We start from the raw sequence: 22,193 nt of genomic DNA, 5'->3' as shown, positions 1-22,193 counted from the left end.
CACAGCCATAATTCCCGCTGAATCCATTCGAGGAGATGGCCGTTGTCGCCGCCAGACCAATCCCGCCCCGTGCATGTGGTGCAACTGACCGATGCCCACCTGTTCGCCGACCCGGCTGGCAGCATGCTGGGCCTCAAGACCCGAGACAGCCTGCGCCACGTGGTGGCCCAGGTGCGGCGCGAGCAGCCGCTTGTCGACTTGCTGCTGTGCACGGGCGACCTGTCCCAGGATGCCAGCGTGGCATCCTATGAAGCGTTTCGGGAGCTGACCGCACCGTTTGCCGTACCCACGCGCTGGCTGCCGGGTAACCATGACGAGGCTCAGGTGATGGCGCAGGTGGCGCCGGAACTGGTGCAGGCGGTGACCGATATTGGCGCATGGCGGGTAGTCATGCTCAACACCGCCGTGCACGGTGCTACCCACGGGTTTCTGCAAGATGACCAGCTGGCCGTGCTGGAAGCCGCCTTGAAAGAGGCTGGCGAGCGGCATTGCCTGGTGTGCTTCCACCATCAGCCGGTGGACATCGGCTGCGCCTGGATCGCGCCGATCGGCTTGCGCAATGCCCAGGCGCTGTTCGATATCGTTGAAGGATATCCACAGGTACGGGCTTTGCTGTGGGGGCATGTGCATCAGGAATGGGATGAGGTCCGAGAGGGGAGGCGCCTGTTGGCCACGCCGTCGACCTGCATTCAGTTCGCGGCGCGCAGCGAAGACTTTCAGGTGAGCGAAGAGCATCCGGGGTACCGCTGGTTGCGCCTGCATGCCGACGGGCGGCTGGAAACCGGGGTGGAGCGGGCGCTGGATTTCGAGGTGCAGCTCGACTTCGATAGCCCTGGCTATTGATGATTTTGGGGCTGCTGCGCAGCCCTATCGCGACACAAGGCCGCTCCCACAGGAGATCGCGTACCCCTGTGGGAGCGGCCTTGTGTCGCGATAGGGGCGCAAAGCGCCCCCGGCACTCTAAAAGCTGTTGAAGAATGTGTTGCTAAAACCCCTGTGCGGCGCCAAAACCCGGCGAACGCGCTACACTGCGCGTCCCTGCGCCCGCATTATCAGGCGCGAAGCCACAGATTCCGGGGGCAGCATGTCGGGTTCCATCCTCTATATCCATGGCTTCAACAGCTCGCCGCTTTCGACCAAGGCGCGTCAGCTGGAGGCAGTCATGCAGCAGCTCGGCCTGGCCGACCAGCTGCGAGTGCCGGCCCTGCACCACCACCCACGGCAAGCCATGGTCCAGCTCGAAGCGGCCATCGCCGAACTGGGTGCGCCACTGCTGGTGGGCAGTTCGCTCGGCGGCTACTATGCCACCCATCTGGCCGAGCGCCATGGCCTCAAGGCCCTTCTGGTCAACCCGGCGGTAACCCCGCACAAGCATTTCGACGGTTACCTGGGCACCCAGCGCAACCATTACAGCGGTGAAACCTGGGAGCTGACCCACGATCACGTGCAGGCCCTGGCCGAGCTGGAAGTCGCGGCCCCGGCCGATGCCGACCGCTATCAAGTGTGGCTGCAGACCGCCGATGAAACCCTGGACTATCGCCACGCCGAGCGCTATTACCGTGCTTGTGCCCTGCGTATCCAGGCCGGTGGCGACCACAGCTTCCAGGGCTTCGCCGAGCGCCTGCCGGCACTGCTGGCCTTCGCCGGCATTGCCCGTGGGCAGTATGCGGCGCTCGATTTTTCTGTATTTTGACTTTTTTGCATTCACCAGACTGACGACGAGACCCTATGGCCAATCCCAGCGCTAGCGCCTATAACGCAGACGCCATCGAAGTCCTCTCGGGCCTTGATCCGGTCCGCAAGCGGCCGGGCATGTACACCGATACCAGCCGCCCCAACCACCTGGCCCAGGAAGTCATCGACAACAGTGTCGACGAAGCACTGGCCGGCCACGCGCGTTCGGTGCAGGTCATCCTGCATGCCGACCATTCGCTGGAAGTCAGCGACGACGGCCGCGGCATGCCGGTGGACATCCATCCGGAAGAGGGCGTGTCCGGGGTCGAGCTGATCCTCACCAAGCTGCACGCCGGCGGCAAGTTCTCCAACAAGAACTATCAGTTTTCCGGTGGCCTGCACGGGGTGGGTATCTCGGTGGTCAACGCCTTGTCGACGCAGGTGCGCGTGCGCGTCAAGCGTGACGGCAATGAATACCAGATGACCTTTGCCGATGGCTTCAAGGCCAGCGAGCTGGAAGTGGTCGGCTCGGTCGGCAAGCGCAACACCGGCACCAGCGTGTACTTCAGCCCAGACCCGAAGTACTTCGACTCGCCCAAGTTTTCCATCAGCCGTCTCAAGCACGTGCTCAAGGCCAAGGCGGTATTGTGCCCGGGGCTGCTGGTCAGCTTCGAGGACAAGGCCAGCGGCGAAAAGGTGGAATGGCACTACGAGGATGGCCTGCGCTCCTACCTGGTCGACTCGGTCAACGAATTCCAGCGCCTGCCCGACGAGCCGTTCTGTGGCAGCCTGGCGGGTAACAAGGAAGCGGTTGACTGGGCTTTGCTGTGGCTGCCCGAAGGCGGCGACAGCATTCAGGAAAGCTACGTCAACCTGATCCCCACCGCCCAGGGCGGCACCCACGTCAACGGCCTGCGCCAAGGCTTGCTGGATGCCATGCGTGAGTTCTGCGAGTTCCGCAACTTGCTGCCGCGCGGGGTGAAGCTGGCGCCGGAAGACGTTTGGGAGCGCATCACCTTCGTACTGTCGATGAAGATGCAGGACCCGCAGTTCTCCGGGCAGACCAAAGAGCGCCTGTCATCGCGCGAGGCCGCCGCGTTCGTCTCCGGTGTGGTCAAGGATGCTTTCAGCCTGTGGCTCAACGCCCACCCCGAGCTGGGCATGCAACTGGCAGAACTGGCCATCAGCAACGCCGGGCGCCGCCTCAAGGCCAGCAAGAAGGTCGAGCGCAAGCGCATCACACAGGGCCCGGCATTGCCCGGCAAGCTGGCCGATTGTGCGGGCCAGGACCCGATGCGTGCCGAGTTGTTCCTGGTCGAGGGTGACTCGGCCGGTGGTTCGGCCAAGCAGGCGCGGGACAAGGAGTTCCAGGCCATCCTGCCGCTGCGCGGCAAGATCCTCAACACCTGGGAAGTGGACGGTGGCGAAGTCCTGGCCAGCCAGGAAGTGCACAACATAGCCGTGGCCATTGGCGTCGATCCGGGGGCAACCGACCTTGCGCAGCTGCGCTATGGCAAGATTTGCATCCTCGCCGACGCTGACTCCGATGGTCTGCACATCGCCACGCTGCTGTGTGCGCTGTTTGTTCAGCACTTCCGGGCACTGGTCGAAGCTGGGCATGTTTATGTGGCCATGCCGCCCCTGTACCGCATCGACCTGGGCAAGGAAATCTACTACGCCCTCGACGAAGCCGAGCGTGACGGCATCCTCGACCGCCTGGTGGCCGAGAAGAAGCGCGGCAAGCCGCAGGTAACACGCTTCAAGGGCCTGGGCGAGATGAACCCGCCGCAGTTGCGCGAAACCACCATGGACCCGAATACCCGGCGCCTGGTGCAGCTGACCCTGGACGACGTAGAAGCCACCTGCGAGCTGATGGACAAGCTGCTGGCCAAGAAGCGCGCCGGTGACCGCAAGAGTTGGCTGGAAACCAAGGGCAACCTGGCCGAGGTCATGGTTTGATTCGGCAAGTACTTGCCGTTTGCCTGGCGCTGGTCGCCCTGCCTTGCCTGGCGGGCAACTGGCCAGAGCTGAAGATGACAGCCGAGCACCCGATCGACGGTATGCGCGGTGGCAACCTGTCGGGGCTGGTGGAATGCCGGGGCGGGTTGTGGGGCGTGTCCGACCGTGACGACGACCGTATCTACCGCTTCGATCAGCAGAACCTCACCTGGCGCGCGCAGCCGCTTACCTTCACCCCGCCGGCTGTCCCGGAAAGCGGCCTCCCATGGGGGTTGAAGTCGCGCAATTGGGCGGCATCGTACATTCGCGGTGGCGAGCTGGATTTCGAAGGTATCACCTGTGATCAGGCGGGTAACCTCTATCTGGTCAGCGAGGCGCATGCCGCGGTGCTGCAATTGCCGCTGGAAGGCGAGCCGGACTGGTTGAGGATCGACTCGGCCATGGTGCGCCAGGCCCGGGCAAGCGGCATGCTGCTGAACTTCAATGCCCTGTTCGAAGGCCTGGCGATCAACCCGGCGGGTGACCGCCTGTGGCTGGCTGCGGAGCGTGAGCGCCGTGGCCTGGTGGCCATCGAGCGCCAGCAGTCGGTCTGGACCTGCGGGCGTGGTTGCGTGCTGCTGAGCGAGGCGGGGGTCGAAATGCAACCCGCGCAGATGCCCAATGCCAGGGCCCTGTCGCGCGACTTCGCTGACCTGGCCTGGTTCGAGGGCAAGCTGTTTACCCTCGAACGCAACGCCTACCGGGTGTGCCGACGTGATGTCGACAGTGGCAAGGTCGAGCGTTGCTGGTCGTTCGCTGCTGATGCGCTGGTCGAGTCACGGCGCTACGCGCAGCCGTTTGGCCTGGCCGAAGCACTGGTGATCGATGCCAAGGGCGCCTGGATTGGCCTGGACAATAACAACGGCGCCCGTGCCGACGGTGAAACCCGCCCAGTTGTCTGGCGCTTCGACGCACCGGAAGGCGGCTGGAGCGCCAAACCATGAGCCAGGCGCCGGGCAAGCGCGCGGGCAAGTTGCTGATGATCGTCGCTTGGGCGGCGGCGCTGTTTCTTGCCACGCGTTTTTTCGGCCAGTGGGAAGACAGCCAGCGTAATCCCAACAGCCAGGTGCAATCCGAACATGGTCAAGGCTTTATCGAAGTGCGCCTGCTGAGTAATGGCCAGGGCCACTTCGTGGTGGATGGTGCCATCAACGGCCAGGTGGTGCATTTCATGCTCGACACCGGCGCCACCGATGTGGCGATCCCGGAGGCGTTGGCTCATGAACTGAGCCTGGAGCGCGGTAGCCCGGTGCTACTGAGCACCGCCAACGGCCGCACCGAAGGCTACCGCACGCGCCTGACCAGCCTGCAACTGGGCGATATCCGCCTGCAGAACGTACGCGCCATCGTGGTGCCGGGCCTGGATGGGTCCACCGTACTGCTGGGTATGAGTGCCCTGCAACAACTTGAATTTACCCAGCGCGGTGGCACCATGCTGCTGCGCCAGAACCTGAAATGACGAGGCCCGCATGAGCGACTCACTGGAACTCAGCCTGGACGGCGTAGAACGCCGCTCGCTGGCTGAATTCACCGAACAGGCCTACCTCAACTACTCCATGTACGTGATCATGGACCGTGCCCTGCCGCACATCGGCGACGGCCTGAAGCCGGTGCAGCGCCGCATCGTCTACGCCATGAGCGAGTTGGGGCTCGATGCCGATGCCAAGCACAAGAAGTCGGCACGTACCGTCGGTGACGTGCTTGGCAAGTTCCATCCCCATGGCGATTCGGCCTGCTACGAGGCCATGGTGCTGATGGCGCAGCCGTTCAGCTACCGCTACACCTTGGTCGATGGCCAGGGCAACTGGGGTGCGCCGGATGATCCGAAGTCGTTCGCCGCCATGCGCTACACCGAGGCGCGGCTGTCACGCTACGCTGAAGTGCTGCTCAGCGAAGTCGGCCAGGGCACCGTGGACTGGGTGCCGAACTTCGACGGCACGTTGCAGGAGCCGGCCGTGCTGCCTGCGCGCCTGCCCAACATCCTGCTCAACGGTACCACCGGTATCGCCGTGGGCATGGCCACCGACGTACCGCCGCACAACCTGCGAGAGGTGGCCAGTGCCTGTGTGCGACTGCTCGATGAGCCCAAGGCAACCATTGAGCAGTTGTGCGAGCACATCCAGGGGCCGGATTACCCGACCGAGGCCGAGATCGTCACGCCGCGGGCTGAAATTCTCAAGATGTACGAAAGCGGCCGCGGCTCGATCCGCATGCGCGCCGTGTACCGCGTCGAGGATGGCGACATCGTCGTCACTGCGCTGCCGCACCAGGTCTCCGGGGCCAAAGTGCTGGAGCAGATTGCCGCGCAGATGCAGGCCAAGAAGCTGCCGATGGTCGCCGACCTGCGCGACGAGTCGGACCACGAGAACCCATGCCGTATTGTCATCATCCCGCGATCCAACCGCGTCGATGTCGACGAGCTGATGCAGCACCTGTTCGCTACCACCGACCTGGAAAGCACCTATCGGGTCAACGTGAATATCATCGGCCTGGACGGCCGGCCGCAGTTGAAAAACCTGCGAACCATCTTGGTGGAGTGGCTGGAGTTCCGCACCAATACCGTTCGTCGCCGCCTGCAGCACCGTTTGGATAAGGTCGAGAAGCGCCTGCACCTGTTGGACGGTTTGCTCACCGCATTCCTCAACCTGGATGAAGTGATCCACATCATCCGTACTGAGGAATACCCCAAGCAGGCCCTGATCGAACGTTTCGAGCTGACCGAGATCCAGGCTGACTACATCCTCGAGACCCGCCTGCGGCAGTTGGCGCGCCTGGAAGAGATGAAGATCCGCGGTGAGCAGGATGAGTTGCTGAAGGAGCAAGCCAAGCTGCAGGCCTTGCTGGGGAGCGAGGCCAAACTGCGCAAGCTGGTGCGCAGCGAGCTGATCAAGGATGCCGAAACCTATGGCGATGATCGTCGCTCGCCGATCGTAGCGCGTGCCGAAGCCAAGGCCCTGTCGGAAAACGAGCTGATGCCGACCGAGCCCGTCACCGTGGTGCTGTCGGAGAAGGGCTGGGTGCGCTGCGCCAAGGGCCACGATATTGACGCCACTGGCCTTTCCTACAAGGCCGGCGACGGTTTCAAGGCTGCTGCGGCTGGGCGTTCCAACCAGTTTGCCGTGCTTATCGATTCCACCGGTCGCAGCTACTCGCTGGCGGCCCACAGCCTGCCATCGGCACGTGGCCAGGGCGAGCCGCTGACTGGCCGTCTGACGCCGCCACCGGGGGCGACTTTCGAATGTGTGTTGTTGCCTGACGACGATGCGCTGTACGTGGTGGCTTCGGATGCCGGTTACGGTTTCGTGGTCAAGGGTGAAGACCTGCAGGCCAAGAACAAGGCCGGCAAAGGCCTGCTCAGCTTGCCCAACGGGGCCAAGGTCATGACCCCGCGCCCAGTGGCTGATCGCGAGCAGGACTGGTTGGCGGCCGTGACCACCGAAGGCCGCTTGCTGGTGTTCAAGGTCAGCGACTTGCCGCAGCTGGGTAAAGGCAAGGGCAACAAGATCATTGGCGTGCCGGGTGACCGGGTGGCCAGCCGTGAAGAATTTGTTACCGATCTGGCCGTGATTCCCGAAGGCGGGACCCTTGTATTGCAGGCCGGCAAGCGTACCCTGTCTTTGAAGGCGGACGACCTGGAGCACTACAAGGGCGAGCGCGGTCGGCGCGGCAGCAAGCTGCCACGCGGGTTCCAGCGCGTCGATGGGTTGCAGGTGGAAGTGCCGACATAACCGGTTGTAATGTCTGGAACGGCAATTTCAACGCCGTTTCGGGCAGAAATGCTGGAGTCGGACGGTTATTTCGCGGATGATATGCCCCTTGCGGTGCCGGCGTGGCCGTGTGCCCGTTTGAATCTACATGTATCACTGCGGTGTGCCTTGTGGCAGCCGCCTGGATGGGATGATGAAATTTCTGCGCCTTCCATTTGCGCTGTTGATGACTGGCCTGCTGGGCCTTGGCGGGTGCACCATGCATCAGCCGGTTGCCCTGTATCAGCTCGACAGTGGTGATCCTGGCCAGCCGTCGCAGAGTGCGGGCATGGCCGTGGTACTCGGCCCGGTATCGGTGGCCGATTACCTTCAGCGTGAGACGTTCCTGCAGCGTCAACCTGATGGCAGCCTGAGCGCGGCGACCGACGGTCGTTGGGCTGGCAGCCTGTCATCGGATATCGACCAGCTGCTGGTGCGTCAACTGGCCTGGCGCCTGGACAGCCAACGCGTAGTACTGGCCCCGGCGACCGCAGGCTTCAGCCCGGACGTGCAAGTGCTGCTGTCGATTACACGCCTGGACTCGGGCAAGAACCAGCCGGCCATCCTGGATGCCCAGTGGCGTCTGCTTGACCGCCGTGGCCGTGTGCGTGACAACCGTATCATTCACCTCGAGCAGCAGCATGAGGGCAGTGAGTCGTCGCAGGTGCAGGCTCAGGGCCAACTGCTGCAGAAGCTGGCCGAACAGCTGAGCACGGCGGTGAAGCCGCTGGCCAACCAGCCGGCGATTGCCGAAGAAGCACCGAAAAAGCCCGCTGCACCGACGCAGGTGAAGAAGGGGCCGGAGAAACCCAAAATCCCGATGGCCTCGCCGATTCGCACCGATATGGAAGTTTATCGGTTCTGATCAAGCGGCCAGATACGACAAAGCCCGCATTCGCTGCGGGCTTTTTTGTATCTGCCGGTCTTCGTAGGAGCGGGTTTACCCGCGAAGAGGCCGGCCCTGCTGACCAATTTCCACCCGCCGTTCACCGTTGCCGCCGCTACCGTATTCGCGGGTAAACCCGCTCCTACATCTGATTGGGGTGGACACACATCGGGGGTTGATACTGGCCGCTGTAGGAGCGGGTTTACCCGCGAAGAGGCCGGCCCTGCTGACCAATTTCCACCCGCCGTTCACCGTTGCCGCCGCCACCGTATTCGCGGGTAAACCCGCTCCTACCGGGGGCGCTATTGGCTGGATCTTGCGCCAGGCACGTGATCGCAAGGAAACCAGCCTGGCTCAAGACATGCGCTGTAGATGCAGCGTATGCCTGTCAGGCGCGGTGCTCATGCATGCGTGCCAGTTGCCGTTCCAGCATTGACGGGTAGGGCTCCATCAGTCGCTCCACACAGCAGGCGCCTTCGGGGCTGGCGATCGGGCGAATACGCGCACGCTGGCGAATGAGGGCGTCATCGTTGATCTGCCGCTCTACCAGCAACAGGTTACGGCTGTGCTGCGACAGTGCCAGGGCATCCTGGACCTTCTCGGCCATCAACAGGTCAACCAGTTCCAGCCCATGCAGGTCGTTGCCCAAGACCAGGCCTAGCTGCAGTTGCAGGGTAATGCCGCTGTCGGCTACCTCGATCTGCAGGGCGTGGCCCAGGGCGCGCAACAGTTCGCCACAGCAAATGGCGTTGGTCAGGTAGTCCTCGCCACACTCGCGGCTGTGGAACAGCACCAAGGTGCTGCCGTCGTTCAGCGTGTGGGTTTCACCGTCGTAGAGCGAGGCTGCGTGCTCCAGGCAATCGCGGTAGCGCTCGGTCAGCTCGGCCAGGCGTGTGCGTGGCAGGCGACGCAGTTGCTCCTGCGAGCCCAGCTGCACGGCAAGTACGGCGCTGTACTGCGGCTCGTCGGACTCGACCTCTGCGGCGGCCTTGGGTGCAGTGTCGTCGTCCAGCAGGCCGGCGAAGGCCTCGTCGTCATCCTCGTCTTCCAGGGCAGGTTTGGCGCGCGGTACGGCCTTGGGTGCCGGGGCAGCGGCGGGCAGGTCGTCGAACTGCTCGTCGTCTTCTTCCTCAGGCTCCGGCTCCGGGGGCGGAGGCGGGGCCAGGCGTGCATGCAGCTGGCGGGCGATGTCGCCAATTTCGTCCTGGCGGTCGGTGGCCGGGGTATAGGGCTGCGGGTCGCGCAGCCATACCCGCAGCTGCAGCAGTGGCAGGGTGATGAAGCGGCCCTGACGCAAGCTGAGGGCCAAGGCCAGGGCCAGCAGGATAGCGGCCAGAATGCCCATGCTCTGCAGGCTGATCAGCATCGGTTGCTGGAACTGGCTCATGTCCAGGCTGATGCGCAACTGCCCGGCCGTCACGTCCTGGAACGTGATTTTGGTCTGGTACAGGCCTTCGGCCTCGCCCAGCAGGCTGTTGCGCGGGCGCTGGCCCGCTTCGGCGAGGATGCGGTTATCCACGCTGTAGATTGCGGCATGGGCCACCAGCGGGTTTTTAACCAGGTTGCCCAATAGCACGTTGAGGCTGAGGATGTCATTGGACACCAGCAGCTCGGTGGCCGATGTGGCCGTCTGGGTGGTCAGGCTCTGGCCCAAGGCATCGGCCTGCTCATGCATGGCCTGCTTGAACTGCAGGCCCATCACGCAGGCGTAGATCACCAGCGCCAGCGCCACCAGGAAAATGTTGGTGCAGGCGATGCGCAGTGCCAGCGGCACGCGACGTTGACTCAGGGCGCGATAGATCATCAGGAAGAAATTGTCTGGTTTGACTGGCGTGGGCCGGTTCACAGAGCTCGGCTCTTAATGGCATGAAAGTGGGGGGAGTATAGCGAGCCGGGTTTTGTCGGCAAAGTATCGTTGGCGCCCGATGGTCATGGAAAATCGGTAGAATGCGCATTTTTCATCGAAGTCGGAGCCAGGTTGTGCGCGAAATCGTCCTGATCAACATCACCGGTGAGGACCGTCCCGGTCTCACTGCGGCTATCACCGGCGTCCTGCTGCAGGGCGGTGTGAGTATCCTCGACATCGGCCTGGCGGTCATGCACGGCACCTTGTCGTTTGGCATCCTGGTCGACATCCCGGACAACGAAGTGGCTACCGCGCTGTTGCAAAGCGTGCAGGCTAAAGCCCACGAACTGAACCTGCAGGCCCGTTACACGCCGATTTCCGAGGCGGACTACCAGCATTGGGCTGATGGGCATGGCGAAGCGCGCCACATCGTTACCCTGCTCAGCCGTAAGATTACTCCCGAGCAACTGCAGCGGGTGAGTGCGGTGATCAGCCAGTACGGCCTGACCATCGAGCGTATCGAGCGCCTGTCGGCCCGGGTGGCACTGGATGCCGAAACCGACAAGGGTAAGGCAGCCGTCGAGATCTCCGTGCGCGGTGTACCGAGCGATGCCCAGGCCCTGCGTGCCGACTTCTTTGCCCTGGCTGAAGAGCTGAGCGTCGACATCGCCTTCCAGAAGGACGATCTGTTCCGCCGTAACCGCCGCCTGGCGGTGTTCGACATGGACTCCACGCTGATCGAGGCCGAAGTCATCGACGAACTGGCCAAGGCGGCGGGTGTGGGTGAGCAGGTGGCGGCGATCACCGAGCGCGCCATGCGCGGTGAACTGGACTTCCGCGCCAGCTTCAAAGAGCGCATGGCGCTGCTCAAGGGCCTGGATGTGGGGGTACTGGACGAGATCGGGGCATCGCTGCGCCTGACCGAGGGTGCCGAGAACCTGTTTGCCGAGCTCAAGCGCCTGGGATACAAGACCGCGATTCTGTCCGGTGGCTTTACCTATTTCGCTCGTCAGGTGCAGGCGCGCCTGGGTATCGACTATGTGTTCGCCAACGAACTTGAAGTGGTCGATGGCAAGGTGACGGGCGTGGCTGTTGAGCCGATTGTCGATGCCCAGCGCAAGGCCGATTTGTTGAAGAAGCTGGCCAGTGACGAAGGCTTGCAACTGGAGCAGACCATCGCCGTGGGCGATGGTGCCAATGACCTGCCGATGCTGTCGCTGGCCGGTTTGGGCGTGGCGTTTCGTGCCAAGCCGCTGGTGCGCCAGTCGGCCAAGCAGGCGATTTCCACCTTGGGGCTGGACGGGGTGCTGTATCTGCTGGGCCTGCGTGATCGTGACGCCCGCGGCTGATCCGTAAATCCGGGGCCGCATGGCGGCCCAACGAAAAAGGCCCTGCATATGCAGGGCCTTTCTCATATGGCTCGAATCAAGCCTGCACAGGCGCCGCCAGCTGCTGCCCCATGCGCACTGCAGAACCCGCACCCAGGCTCTCAGCCCACTTCACCTGCTCCGGCCCGAACAGCACGATGGCGGTCGAACCCAGCTTGAAGCGGCCTAGTTCGGCACCTTTCTCCAGGTGGATCGGCGTGCGGCTGGCTTCGTCGTAGCGGAAGGTCTTCAGCTCACGTTTGGGCGGCGTGACCAGCCCGGCCCATACCGTTTCGATCGAGGCGACGATCATCGCGCCGACCAGTACCACAGCCATTGGCCCACGCTCTGTATCGAACAGGCAGACCACGCGCTCGTTGCGAGCGAACAGCTCGGGGACATTCTCTGCGGTGGTCTGGTTGACCGAGAACAGGCGGCCCGGCACATAGACCATTTCGCGCAGGGTGCCGGCCAGCGGCATGTGCACGCGGTGGTAGTCCTTGGGCGACAGGTAGATGGTGGCAAACTCGCCGCCCATGAACGGCGCGGCCATGGCCGGATCACCGCCCAGCAGCTCTTGCGCGCTGAAACCGTGGCCTTTGGCCTGGAAGATACGACCGTGCTCGATCGGGCCAAGCTGGCTGACCGCACCGTCGGCCGGGCACAGGATGGCGCGCGGGGTTTCGTCCAGCGGACGGGCACCAGGTTTCAAGGCGCGGGTGAAGAACGCATTGAAGTGCTCGTAAGCGCTCAGGTCTTCGACCAGCGCCTCGCTCATGTTCACCTGGTAGCGCTTGGCGAACCATGCGGTGAAGGCGTTCTTGAACCAGCGCACGCGGCACTCGGCGATGCAGCCGGCCAGCCGCGACAGCAGGTGGTGCGGCAGCAGGTACTGGCTGATGATGAACAGACGGGATTTCATGCAGGTTCCTTAGACTTCTACAGGCGTGTCCGGGTGGTTGCCCCATTCGCCCCACGAGCCGGCGTAGGCCTTGACGCGTGGGTAACCGAGGGACTTGGCCACCAGGTAAGTGAAACCGGAGCGGCGGTGGGTCTGGCAGTGGGTGATCACCTCCTTGTCAGGGGTGATGCCCAGTTGCTTGAGGACTTCAGCGATGTCCTGGCGGATGCGCAGGTGGTCGTTGAAATCCATGCCGGCGGTCCACTCGAAGTTGATCGCGCCGGGGATGTGGCCGCCTTTGGCTGCCAGCACTTTTTCGCCGCTGAATTCCTGCGGGCCGCGTGCGTCCCAGATGACCAGGTCATCGGCGCCCAGGCGGCTTTGCAGGTACTCGCGGGTGGCAGTGGGTGCGCTGTCTATGTGCAGGTGCACCGGGGCGCTGCCAATGGCAGGCACTGCGGTGGACAGCTTGTCTGCCGGCCAGGCCTGGATACCGCCATTGAGGTAGTGGTAGCGCTCGTGGCCGATGACATCGAGCAGCCAGATGAAGCGCCCGGCCCAGCCGCCGCCTTCATCGTCGTACACCACATACACGGCATCGGCGCGGTGGCCGAGTTCGCTGAACAGTTTTTCGAGCTCGCCCAGGGCTGGCAGCAGGCCGGGCGCCGGGGGCTGGCCGAGCTGGGTGCGCTTGCCTTCGACAAAGCGCGCGCCGGGGATATGCCCGCTGACATAGCGGTTGGCGCTGCTCAGGTCGACCAGGATCAGCTGCGGCGAATCCAGGCGTGGCAGCAGGTCTGCAGCTTCGATCACCAGGGGCAGGCCGGAAAAGTCGGTCATCCACGGTCTCCAGTGTGGAAAGAGGGGCGATTGTAGCGCAAGGCTCAACCCTTGCGGTTGGTAAACACCGACAAGGCCCGCTCGATGCATTGCGCGGTCTTGCCGAAGGCTTGCACGCTGATATCGGCCAAAGGCCGGCAGCCCTGGTCGGCCACCAACAGCATCAGCACCTGGTCGTTCGCAGCCAGCGAGCGAAGCAGTACATGTTCGCTGCGGAACAAGGTGCGCAGCGGGGCGGGCAGCAGCGCCGAGAACTGGCTGTGGTTTTCCGGTGTGATGCGCAACTGCCCGGCCTGACTCAGCAGCTTTTGCAGCAGCTTGTTCTGCGATACCTGCAGGGCCAGAGCCCCGGCCTCCTTGGGCAGGCCGGCAATTTGCTGCACGCGCAGGTAGTCACTGGCCTTGTCCAGGCTAAGCAGCATGATGCGTTGCATGCCGCAGGCCAGCAGGGCCTCACGGGCCTGCGTGGCCAGGTGCACGGTGTTGGTGAACGGGCTGGGTTGGGCCAGCAGGTGCTGGCACAGCGTGCGCCAGCGTGCCAGGTCGTCGCTGCTGGGCGGTGGCGGGGCCAGCATGTCCGGGTGAGGGCGGCGTTGGTGCCACGGCCAGATCAAGGCCTCGGCCGGGTGGAACAGGGCATGCCGGGCGTGGCGGCGGGCGCTGGCGGCAGCCTGCTGGTGCACCTGCTGCTGCACATCTTCCAGCGAGGTTTGCAGGTACAGCGCGGTCAGCAGTTGCCAGCGCAGCAGGTGCGGGTTGTCCCAGCCGACCTGTGCCGCCAGGGCCAGGTTGTTGGCCAGCAGTACGGTATTGGCCGGCTGGTTGAACCAGCGCCGCAGGCCGGGCTCGGCGTCCAGGCGGTGTTGCTGGCTGAGCAGGTCTTCGTCGCGGGCGATATTCAGCACCTGGGCCAGTTGTTCGCGCTCTTCCAGTAGCAGGCGATAACCCTGGGTGACCCATTGGGGCAGGCGCCAATACTCGGCCATGGTCTGGCACAGCGCCATGATGCGCACGCCAAACAGTTCTTCCTCGACGTGGGCGGCGTCTTCACCTTTGTGGATAACCCGCAGCTCCCAAGTGTCGAGCAGCTTGGGGTAGGCCAGTGCCAGTGGCCAGAGTGGCGACAGGAACAGCAGGCTGCCCCAGTGAATCTCTTGCCACAGCCGTGCCAGGCGGCTGGCGAACAGGCCGCTGGCCTGCTGTGCCGCATGCTGGCTGATCATCTGGAACTGGCACAGTACCGGCGGAATTTCCTCCACGGGCAGCGCCGGCAGGCGTTTGAGAAGCTGCTCGCTGCGCTCCAGGCCCAGGCGGTTGAGGGCGACTTCCAGGCTTTCGGCGGGTTCGGCAAGGCTGGCATTGGTGGGGTGATTGGCTTCGCGCATCACTGACAGCACCAGTGCCGGGCTATCCTGCATCAGTTCGGCGATATCGCGCAGCGAGCGACGGCTATCGTGGATGGCAGCCATGACCCGGTCGTAGCTGTGCTTCGGCACGGGGATGCGAACACTCTCGAGCAGCTTTACCCAGGCCTCTAGCGTACGCGGGGCCTGAGTGGGCACCTTGGTTTCAATTGGCATTTTGACATCAGTCCGAACTGGCTTTTCGCATTGAGTGGCTATAGTCTGGCGCAGTTCTGCCGATAAGTAGAAGAAGAGTTTTAAAGCTCCCGTCTCTTCCCCTGACCACGACAGCAAGTGCTTTGAACCTATGGCTAAAATTATCGGCATCATCGTCGTATTCGCGAGCGTGCTCGGCGGCTACGTGCTCTCCCACGGCAAGATCGCAGCGCTGATCCAGCCGTTCGAAGTACTGATCATCGGCGGTGCGGCCTTTGGTGCATTCCTGCAGGCCAACCCTGGCCACATGACCATGCACGTCATCAAGAAGTCGATGAAGATGTTCGGCTCGCGCTTCAGCCATGCCTTCTACCTGGAGGTGCTGGGCCTTGTGTACGAAATCCTCAACAAGAGCCGTCGCGAAGGCATGATGGCCATCGAGGCCGACATCGAGGACGCCGCTGCCAGCCCGATCTTCGCCAAGTACCCGACGGTACTGGCCGATGAGCGCATGACCGCGTTCGTCTGCGATTACCTGCGCATCATGTCCACCGGCAACATGGCCCCGCACGAGCTCGAGGGCCTGTTCGACATGGAACTGCTGAGCATGAAGGAAGAGCTGGAGCACCCGTCCCACGCGGTGACCGGCATCGCCGACGGTATGCCCGGGTTCGGTATCGTTGCGGCGGTACTGGGTATCGTGGTGACCATGGCCTCGCTGGGCGATGGCGATCAGGCGGCCATCGGCATGCACGTAGGTGCGGCGCTGGTGGGTACCTTCTTCGGTATTCTGGCGGCTTACGGGTTCTTCGGCCCTTTGGCCAAGTGCCTGGAGCACGATGCCAAGGAAGAACTGAACCTCTACGAATCGATCAAGGCTTCGCTGGTGGCCTCGGCGTCGGGCATGCCACCTTCGCTGGCGGTCGAGTTCGGGCGCAAGGTGCTGTACCCCAAGCACCGCCCAAGCTTCGCCGAACTGGAACAAGCGGTTCGCGGTCGCTGAGTCATGGAGAACAATCAGCCCATCATCGTCAAGCGCGTCAAGCGCTTTGGCGGCGGCCACCATGGTGGCGCCTGGAAAATCGCCTTTGCCGACTTCGCCACGGCGATGATGGCGTTCTTCCTGGTGCTGTGGCTGTTGTCCACGGCCACGCCTGAGCAGAAGATCGCCATTGCCGGCTACTTCCAGGACCCTATTGGTTTCTCCGAGAGTGGCACGCCTTATGTCATCGACCTGGGGGGTTCCCCGGAGATGGCGCCGGATAAAACCATCAATCCGGAAGTGAAGACCGAGCCGACGCAGCAGTCCCCCACTCAGCTGAACAAGGACCAGGTCGAGACCATGGCCGAGCAGGTCGAGCGCGAGCGTCTGGAGCTGTTGCTGCAGGAACTGCAGAACAAGGTGGAAGAGAACCCGCAGCTGCAGAAGTTCAAGGACCAGATCCTGTTCGAGATCACCCAGGACGGCCTGCGCATCCAGATCATGGATGCTGAGAACCGACCGATGTTCGACATCGGTAGCGCGCGCCTGCAGCCTTACTTCGAAGATATCCTGCTGGCCATGGCCGACACCATCAAGGCGGTGCCGAACAAGATCAGCATCAGCGGCCATACCGATGCCAAGCCGTATGCTGGCACTGGCGAGTACGGTAACTGGGAGCTGTCGGCCAACCGCGCCAACGCCGCGCGGCGTGCCCTGGTGGCGGGTGGTTACCCCGACGGCCAGGTGGCACGGGTCGTGGGGTACGCCTCGTCGTCACTGTTCGACCGCAAGGACCCGTTCAACCCGGTCAACCGCCGTATCGACATCATCGTGCTGACCAAGAAAGCCCAGCGCAATATCGAAGGTGAGCAGGGTGCGCCGGAAACACCGCCAGCTGCGCCAACGGCACCTGCAGCGCCAGCCAGTGGTGCTGCGCCAGGGGCTTCGGCACCGGCTGACCCAGGGGCAACTGAACAGGCACCGATGCAACCGCGCGAGCTGCGCCAGAAGCTGAACATCTTTGAAGATGGCACGCTGAAGATGGATGAAGCCAAGGATCAGTAAGCGGCTTTTTGGGGTGGGCAACTGTGCTACCCACCACCTGAACGCTGGCGCGATCACTGTAGGAGCGGGTTTACCCGCGAAGCCGCCAGTGCGGTGAATGGCACCGGCGTTGCCGGTGTTCGCGGCTAAAGTCGCTCCTACATACGCATCGGTGATTGGGCGCAGGCCGTCGTAGGAGCGGGTTCACCCGCGAAAGGGCCGGACCTGCTGGCCAATTTCCACCCGCCGTTCACCGTTGCAGTCGCCACCGTATTCGCGGGTAAACCCGCTCCTACAGGGGGGCGCGGCAACTTTCATTTCGAGCGTTTCAGTAGCTGTCTTCTGCCAGGCTGGCGATGATCGAGCGGTAGCTGTTCATGCGCTGCGGCTTGATGCGCCCCTCTTCCAGTGCCTTGAGCAGCGCGCAGCCCGGTTCGCGGTCATGCTTGCAGTCGCGGAAGCGGCAGGTGCCGAACAGGTCGCGGAACTCGATGAAGCCATCCTCCACGTCGTCGCGGCTGACATGGCCAAGGCCGAACTCGCGGATACCCGGCGAGTCGATCAGGTCCCCGCCATTGGGGAAGTGGTAAAGCCGCGCCGTGGTGGTGGTGTGAGTACCCTGGCCTGACCATTCCGACAAGTCGCCGACGCGGGTGCCCGCGTCTGGAAGCAGGCTGTTGACCAGCGACGACTTGCCCACCCCCGACTGGCCGACGAACACGCTGATATGGCCGTCGAGTTGTTGTTGCAGGCGCTGCATGCCATCGCCGTGGTGTGCCGAAACTTCCAGCAGCGGGTAGCCCAGTTCGCGGTAGACCTCCAGCAGCGCATGCAGGCCGGGGCCGTTCTCGTCGTTGATCAGGTCGGCTTTGTTCAGCAGCAGCAGCGGGCGCAGGCCGGCGTGCTCGGCCGCTACCAGATAGCGGTCGATCAGGTTCGGGTGCGGCTCCGGCGCCGGGGCGAACACGATCACGATCAGGTCGACGTTGGCTGCCACCGGCTTGAGTTGACCATGGTTGTTCGGCCGGCACAGCTCGGTGCTGCGCGGCATCTGCGCCACGATTACGCCGATGCCCTGGTTACCCGCACGCCACACGACACGGTCGCCGGTGACCAGTGCTGGCAGGTTTGCGCGCAAATGGCAGCGGAACACCTGGCCTGCGGTTTCGCCATCCTGAGCTTCAACTTCTACCTGCACGCCGAAGTGCGCGATCACTAGGCCCAGTTGCTCAGGCCCCAGGTCGCCACCTTCCAGTTCCTGCAGTGCATGCTGCTCGCGTTTGGCCGCGCGAGCGGCGCGCTCGCCCTGGATTTTTTCGATCCGCCAGTTTTGGCGGCGATTGAGCTGGCGTTTGGCCATGAAGGTACCGTAAGAGAGGCCCGGCGTGGGGCATTGAAAACGGCAGGCAGTTTAGCACGCCAGCCGCTGGACTATTCTGCTCACCTTTGTGCCGTGAATGGGCGTGCCTTGGCCACTAGGCTAATATGACCGCCTATATGAGGAGCCCCTGCATGCAAAACCCACAGAACCTGATCTGGATCGACCTGGAAATGACCGGCCTGGATCCGGACAGCGACGTCATCATCGAAATGGCCACCATCGTTACCGACAGCGAGCTCAATACCTTGGCCGAAGGCCCGGTAATCGCCATCCACCACAGTGACGAAGTGCTGGCGCGCATGGACGAGTGGAACACCCGCACCCATGGCGCTTCGGGGCTGACCCAGCGCGTGCGCGAGAGCAAGGTCAGCATGGCCGAAGCCGAGGCACAGACCATCGCCTTCCTCGAGCAGTGGGTGCCTAAAGGCAAGTCGCCGATCTGCGGCAACAGCATCTGCCAGGATCGTCGTTTCCTCTACCGCCACATGCGCAACCTGGAAAACTACTTCCACTACCGCAACCTGGATGTCTCCACCCTCAAGGAGCTGGCCGCGCGCTGGGCGCCGGACGTGCGTGACAGCTTCAAGAAGGGCAATACCCACCTGGCGCTGGACGATATCCGCGAATCGATCGCCGAACTGCGTCACTATCGCGAGCACTTCATCAAGCTGTGAGTCGAAACGGCGCAGATATTGTATCTGCGCCCCCTTTTGGTGCCTTGGGCAACTGGTTAGACTGCGCGCCTTTCCTGCACGGACCCGCACCATGTTGTTGATGCTCTACCTTATCGCCATTACCGCCGAAGCCATGACTGGCGCGCTGTCTGCCGGGCGTCGCGGCATGGACTGGTTTGGCGTGGTGCTGATCGCCTGCGTCACTGCGCTTGGGGGTGGCTCGGTGCGTGATGTGCTGCTCGGGCACTACCCGCTGACCTGGGTGAAGCACCCTGAGTACCTGGTGCTGACCAGTTTTGCGGCGCTGCTGACCATTTTCATTGCGCCAATGATGCGCCGCCTTCGCTCGCTGTTCCTGGTGCTCGATGCCCTGGGGCTGGTGGCGTTTACCCTGATAGGTTGCATGACGGCGCTGGAGATGGGGCAGGGCATGCTGGTGGCGTCGATCAGCGGGGTGATCACCGGGGTGTTTGGCGGGATCCTGCGGGATATCTTCTGCAACGACATCCCGCTGGTGTTCCGCCGTGAGCTGTATGCCAGCGTGTCATTTGCGGCGGCCTGGTTCTATCTGGGATGCGTGTATTTCAAGGTGCCGGCGGAGCAGGCAATGTTGCTGACTCTGTTTGGCGGCTTCCTGGTACGCCTGTTGGCGATACGCTTCCACTGGGAAATGCCCAAGTTCCACTACAACGACCAGCAGTGACGCAATTTACAAGCGCAACATGGCCCATGTGGGAGCGGGCGTGCCCGCGAACACCGGCGAAGCCGGTGCCATTCCCTGTGTTGCTTGCTTCGCGGGCGCGCCCGCTCCCACAAGGATGGCGCATGCTCTGAGGCTGGTCGCTATTGAGCTCCGTGTCGGGCCAGCGCCCACTCCACATGCTCGCGCACCAATTCCGATTCATCGTCACGTCTGGCCTTCAGCGCCTCGATCACCGGAATCGTGGAGGGCGCATTGCCCAACCCCACCGCCAGGTTGCGCAAGAACCGCTCGTACCCCGCACGCCGCAAAGGCCCGCCCTCGGTCTTGCGCAGGAAGGTGCGTTCATCCCACAGGAACATCGCCGCCAGGTCAGTATTTTCCAGCCCATGCCGTGGCTGGAAATCCTGCTCCTGGCTGTGCTTGGCAAAGCGGTTCCAGGGGCAGACGATCTGGCAGTCGTCGCAACCGAACACGCGGTTGCCCATCTTTGCGCGTAACTCGACAGGGATCGCACCCCTCAGCTCGATGGTCAGGTACGAGATGCAGCGTCGCGCATCCAGCACATAGGGCCCGACAAACGCTTGTGTCGGGCAGATGTCCAGGCAGGCCTGGCAACGCCCGCAGTGCTCGCTGGTGGTGGCTTCGTCCACCGGCAACGGCAGGTCGACGAACAGTTCGGCAAGGAAGAAGTAGCTACCCGCCTTGCGGTTGAGCAATAGCGTGTTCTTGCCGATCCAGCCCAGCCCAGCCTGTTCGGCCAGGGCTTTTTCCAGTACCGGGGCGCTGTCCACAAAGGCGCGGTAGCCGAACGGGCCGATGGCTTCCTGGATGCGGTCGGCGAGGAACTGCACGCGCTTGCGCACCAGCTTGTGGTAGTCCCGGCCAAGCGCGTAGCGTGACACGTAGGCCTTCTCGGGCTGGGCAAGGCGCTGCGCCATCTGCGTGTCGCCGGGCAGGTAGTCCATACGTAGCGAGACCACGCGTACCGTGCCGGGGATCAGCTGGTCGGGATGTGACCTTTTGCTGCCGTGGGCGCCCAGGTATTCCATTTCACCCTGATAACCGGCGTCGAGCCAACGCTGCAGGTGGTGTTCGTGTTCGCCAAGGTCGACCCCGGCGATGCCAACATGGGCAAAACCGAGTTCCTGGCCCCAAATCTTGATCGATTGGGCCAGTTGGGCGAGGTCAGGTATAGAGGCGGACATGGATGGGCAAGGCAATACGGGCTCAGGTGCGTATAATTCTGCCAGACATTGGAGCCTTTGACCCCATGCCGCAGACCAAACACCCCAGTAATGCCCCACAATTGCTCAGCAGCGTGACGGTTGCCCGCCTGCCGGCGCGGCAGGCGCATGCCCACAAAGGCGACTTTGGCCATGTACTGGTGGTCGGTGGCGACCTGGGTACCGGAGGCGCTGTGTTGCTCAGTGCCGAAGCCGCCCTGCGTTGCGGCGCCGGGCTGGTCAGCGTGGCAACCCGGCCCGAGCACGTATCGGCCAGCCTGGCGCGCCTGCCCGAGGTCATGTGCCTGGGTGTCCGTTCGGCCAACCAACTGATGGGTGTGCTGGAGCGCGCCTCCGTCCTGGTGGTCGGGCCCGGCCTGGGGCAGGCGGCGTGGGGCTGTAGCCTGTTGTCGGCGGTGGCCAACGCCGAGCGGCCGCAAGTGTGGGATGCCGATGCCTTGAATTTGCTGGCGCGAACCCCGCTGGCCCTGCCCAGTGGCAGCATCCTTACTCCGCACCCGGGGGAGGCGGCGCGGCTGCTGGGCATTGCCACTGAGGCCGTGCAGGCCGACCGCCCTGGTGCTGCGCGCAAGCTGGCGCGCCGTTATAACAGCGTCTGTGTACTCAAAGGTGCCGGCACCCTGGTGGCAGCCCCGAGCGGGCAGCTGGCGTTGTGCGAGCGCGGGCACCCGGCGATGGCCGGCGCCGGCCTGGGCGATGTGCTGACTGGCGTGCTGGCAGCCCTGTTGGCCCAAGGCCTGGATGCCTGGGGCGCAGCCTGTCTGGGGGTGTGGCTGCACGCCTGTGCCGGCGAGCGCCTTGGGAAAAAAGGTAGAGGCCTGGCGGCCAGTGATCTGGCGCCGGTCATTCGTGAGTTGTTGGAGGAGCATTCTGCGTGTCTGGCTTAAATCTGTTTCTGGCCGATGAAGAGGCCACGGTCAAATTCGGTGCAGCGCTGGCCGAGGTGACCGGCGGTCGCGGCGTGATTTTCCTCGAGGGCGACCTGGGCGCGGGTAAAACAACCCTGTCGCGTGGCCTGATCCGCGGTCTGGGCCATACTGGGGCTGTGAAAAGCCCGACGTTCACCGTGGTCGAACCCTATGAAATCGGCGAGGTCCGAGCCTTTCACTTCGACCTGTATCGCCTGGTCGACCCGGAGGAGCTTGAGTTCATGGGCATTCGTGACTATTTCGAGGGCGACCCGCTGTGCCTGTTCGAATGGCCACAAAAGGGTGCGGGCGTTTTGCCAAAGCCTGACCTGACCATTACCATAAGCCCCCAAGCGAGTGGACGCTCGCTGAACCTTTCGCCGCAGGGGGCTCGCGGCGAGGCCTGGTGCGTGGCACTGGCCGAACACTATAAACAGTAA

The 22,193-nt window shown here is 63.5% G+C and carries 20 protein-coding genes; 14 read left to right on the top strand and 6 right to left on the bottom strand.

From position 1 onward, the window contains the following. The first annotated feature begins 42 nt into the window (after positions 1-42). The 7 genes from cpdA (at position 43) to AC3WLP_RS04715 (ending at position 8,283) form a co-directional block, all read left to right on the top strand. The gene (gene cpdA / locus AC3WLP_RS04745) at positions 43-843 is read left to right on the top strand and encodes a 3',5'-cyclic-AMP phosphodiesterase (RefSeq protein WP_029611792.1); all 801 of its coding nucleotides are present in this window, start codon (positions 43-45) and stop codon (positions 841-843) included. Between the two features lie 241 nt (positions 844-1,084). Next, on the top strand, positions 1,085-1,693 hold the full coding sequence (locus AC3WLP_RS04740; protein WP_003249484.1) for a YqiA/YcfP family alpha/beta fold hydrolase: 609 nt from the start codon (positions 1,085-1,087) through the stop codon (positions 1,691-1,693). A 35-nt stretch (positions 1,694-1,728) separates the two neighbouring features. Continuing rightward, the gene (gene parE, locus AC3WLP_RS04735; RefSeq protein ID WP_003249486.1) at positions 1,729-3,633 is read left to right on the top strand and encodes a DNA topoisomerase IV subunit B; all 1,905 of its coding nucleotides are present in this window, start codon (positions 1,729-1,731) and stop codon (positions 3,631-3,633) included. Further along, positions 3,630-4,616, top strand: coding sequence for an esterase-like activity of phytase family protein (locus AC3WLP_RS04730; protein ID WP_012053865.1), 987 nt, complete (start codon positions 3,630-3,632; stop codon positions 4,614-4,616). Before parE ends, AC3WLP_RS04730 begins: the two co-directional genes overlap by 4 nt. Continuing rightward, entirely contained in the window at positions 4,613-5,131 is a 519-nt protein-coding gene (locus AC3WLP_RS04725; RefSeq protein ID WP_004577399.1) for a retropepsin-like aspartic protease family protein, read from the top strand. Before AC3WLP_RS04730 ends, AC3WLP_RS04725 begins: the two co-directional genes overlap by 4 nt. Positions 5,132-5,141: 10 nt before the next feature. Beyond that, positions 5,142-7,400 (top strand): DNA topoisomerase IV subunit A, encoded by a 2,259-nt coding sequence (gene parC, locus AC3WLP_RS04720; RefSeq protein ID WP_012053864.1) that lies wholly within the window; start codon positions 5,142-5,144, stop codon positions 7,398-7,400. A gap of 172 nt (positions 7,401-7,572) precedes the next feature. Beyond that, positions 7,573-8,283, top strand: a complete 711-nt coding sequence (locus AC3WLP_RS04715) for a PqiC family protein (RefSeq protein ID WP_003249494.1) — start codon at positions 7,573-7,575, stop codon at positions 8,281-8,283. A gap of 409 nt (positions 8,284-8,692) precedes the next feature. Here AC3WLP_RS04715 and AC3WLP_RS04710 read toward each other — a convergent pair whose 3' ends face one another. Beyond that, positions 8,693-10,150 carry an AhpA/YtjB family protein gene (locus AC3WLP_RS04710; protein WP_003249496.1) on the bottom strand — a complete coding sequence of 486 codons (1,458 nt, stop codon included), beginning with the start codon at positions 10,148-10,150 and terminating at the stop codon, positions 8,693-8,695. 134 nt (positions 10,151-10,284) lie between these two features. Here AC3WLP_RS04710 and serB point away from each other — a divergent pair, with 134 nt between their 5' ends. Continuing rightward, positions 10,285-11,499: a phosphoserine phosphatase SerB gene (gene serB / locus AC3WLP_RS04705; RefSeq protein ID WP_003249498.1), complete on the top strand. Its 1,215-nt coding sequence runs from the start codon at positions 10,285-10,287 to the stop codon at positions 11,497-11,499. A gap of 76 nt (positions 11,500-11,575) precedes the next feature. Here serB and asd read toward each other — a convergent pair whose 3' ends face one another. The 3 genes from asd to AC3WLP_RS04690 are packed head-to-tail and all read right to left on the bottom strand — an operon-like array spanning position 11,576 to position 14,838. Next, positions 11,576-12,439 (bottom strand): archaetidylserine decarboxylase, encoded by an 864-nt coding sequence (asd, locus tag AC3WLP_RS04700; RefSeq protein WP_088513283.1) that lies wholly within the window; start codon positions 12,437-12,439, stop codon positions 11,576-11,578. Positions 12,440-12,448: 9 nt separating this feature from the next. Beyond that, positions 12,449-13,258, bottom strand: coding sequence for a rhodanese-like domain-containing protein (locus tag AC3WLP_RS04695; protein ID WP_003249503.1), 810 nt, complete (start codon positions 13,256-13,258; stop codon positions 12,449-12,451). A gap of 44 nt (positions 13,259-13,302) precedes the next feature. Beyond that, positions 13,303-14,838 (bottom strand): HDOD domain-containing protein, encoded by a 1,536-nt coding sequence (locus tag AC3WLP_RS04690; protein WP_003249505.1) that lies wholly within the window; start codon positions 14,836-14,838, stop codon positions 13,303-13,305. A 130-nt stretch (positions 14,839-14,968) separates the two neighbouring features. On the opposite strand from AC3WLP_RS04690, the gene motA reads away from it, so the two are divergent. Both motA and motB read left to right on the top strand, forming a co-directional pair. After that, the gene (motA, locus tag AC3WLP_RS04685) at positions 14,969-15,820 is read left to right on the top strand and encodes a flagellar motor stator protein MotA (RefSeq protein ID WP_003249507.1); all 852 of its coding nucleotides are present in this window, start codon (positions 14,969-14,971) and stop codon (positions 15,818-15,820) included. Positions 15,821-15,823: 3 nt separating this feature from the next. Continuing rightward, entirely contained in the window at positions 15,824-16,864 is a 1,041-nt protein-coding gene (motB, locus tag AC3WLP_RS04680) for a flagellar motor protein MotB (protein WP_003249509.1), read from the top strand. A gap of 307 nt (positions 16,865-17,171) precedes the next feature. Here motB and rsgA read toward each other — a convergent pair whose 3' ends face one another. Beyond that, positions 17,172-18,203, bottom strand: coding sequence for a small ribosomal subunit biogenesis GTPase RsgA (gene rsgA, locus AC3WLP_RS04675; RefSeq protein ID WP_003249512.1), 1,032 nt, complete (start codon positions 18,201-18,203; stop codon positions 17,172-17,174). Positions 18,204-18,355: 152 nt separating this feature from the next. On the opposite strand from rsgA, the gene orn reads away from it, so the two are divergent. Together orn and AC3WLP_RS04665 are read left to right on the top strand one after the other, a co-directional pair. After that, positions 18,356-18,898: an oligoribonuclease gene (orn, locus tag AC3WLP_RS04670; RefSeq protein WP_003249514.1), complete on the top strand. Its 543-nt coding sequence runs from the start codon at positions 18,356-18,358 to the stop codon at positions 18,896-18,898. Positions 18,899-18,989: 91 nt separating this feature from the next. Further along, complete coding sequence (locus AC3WLP_RS04665; protein ID WP_003249516.1) at positions 18,990-19,601, top strand: trimeric intracellular cation channel family protein; 612 nt, start codon at positions 18,990-18,992, stop codon at positions 19,599-19,601. 140 nt (positions 19,602-19,741) lie between these two features. Here the strand turns inward: AC3WLP_RS04665 and queG are convergent, their stop codons facing one another. Further along, positions 19,742-20,806, bottom strand: a complete 1,065-nt coding sequence (gene queG, locus AC3WLP_RS04660) for a tRNA epoxyqueuosine(34) reductase QueG (RefSeq protein WP_004577534.1) — start codon at positions 20,804-20,806, stop codon at positions 19,742-19,744. A 65-nt stretch (positions 20,807-20,871) separates the two neighbouring features. On the opposite strand from queG, the gene AC3WLP_RS04655 reads away from it, so the two are divergent. Together AC3WLP_RS04655 and tsaE are read left to right on the top strand one after the other, a co-directional pair. Continuing rightward, positions 20,872-21,732 carry an NAD(P)H-hydrate dehydratase gene (locus AC3WLP_RS04655; protein ID WP_003249520.1) on the top strand — a complete coding sequence of 287 codons (861 nt, stop codon included), beginning with the start codon at positions 20,872-20,874 and terminating at the stop codon, positions 21,730-21,732. Further along, positions 21,720-22,193: a tRNA (adenosine(37)-N6)-threonylcarbamoyltransferase complex ATPase subunit type 1 TsaE gene (gene tsaE / locus AC3WLP_RS04650; protein ID WP_003249523.1), complete on the top strand. Its 474-nt coding sequence runs from the start codon at positions 21,720-21,722 to the stop codon at positions 22,191-22,193. Before AC3WLP_RS04655 ends, tsaE begins: the two co-directional genes overlap by 13 nt.

The sequence above is a fragment of the Pseudomonas sp. FW305-E2 genome, from assembly GCF_058782925.1.
The sequence above is the reverse complement of the archived record's forward strand: the minus strand, read 5'-3'. Positions and strand labels throughout refer to the sequence as shown.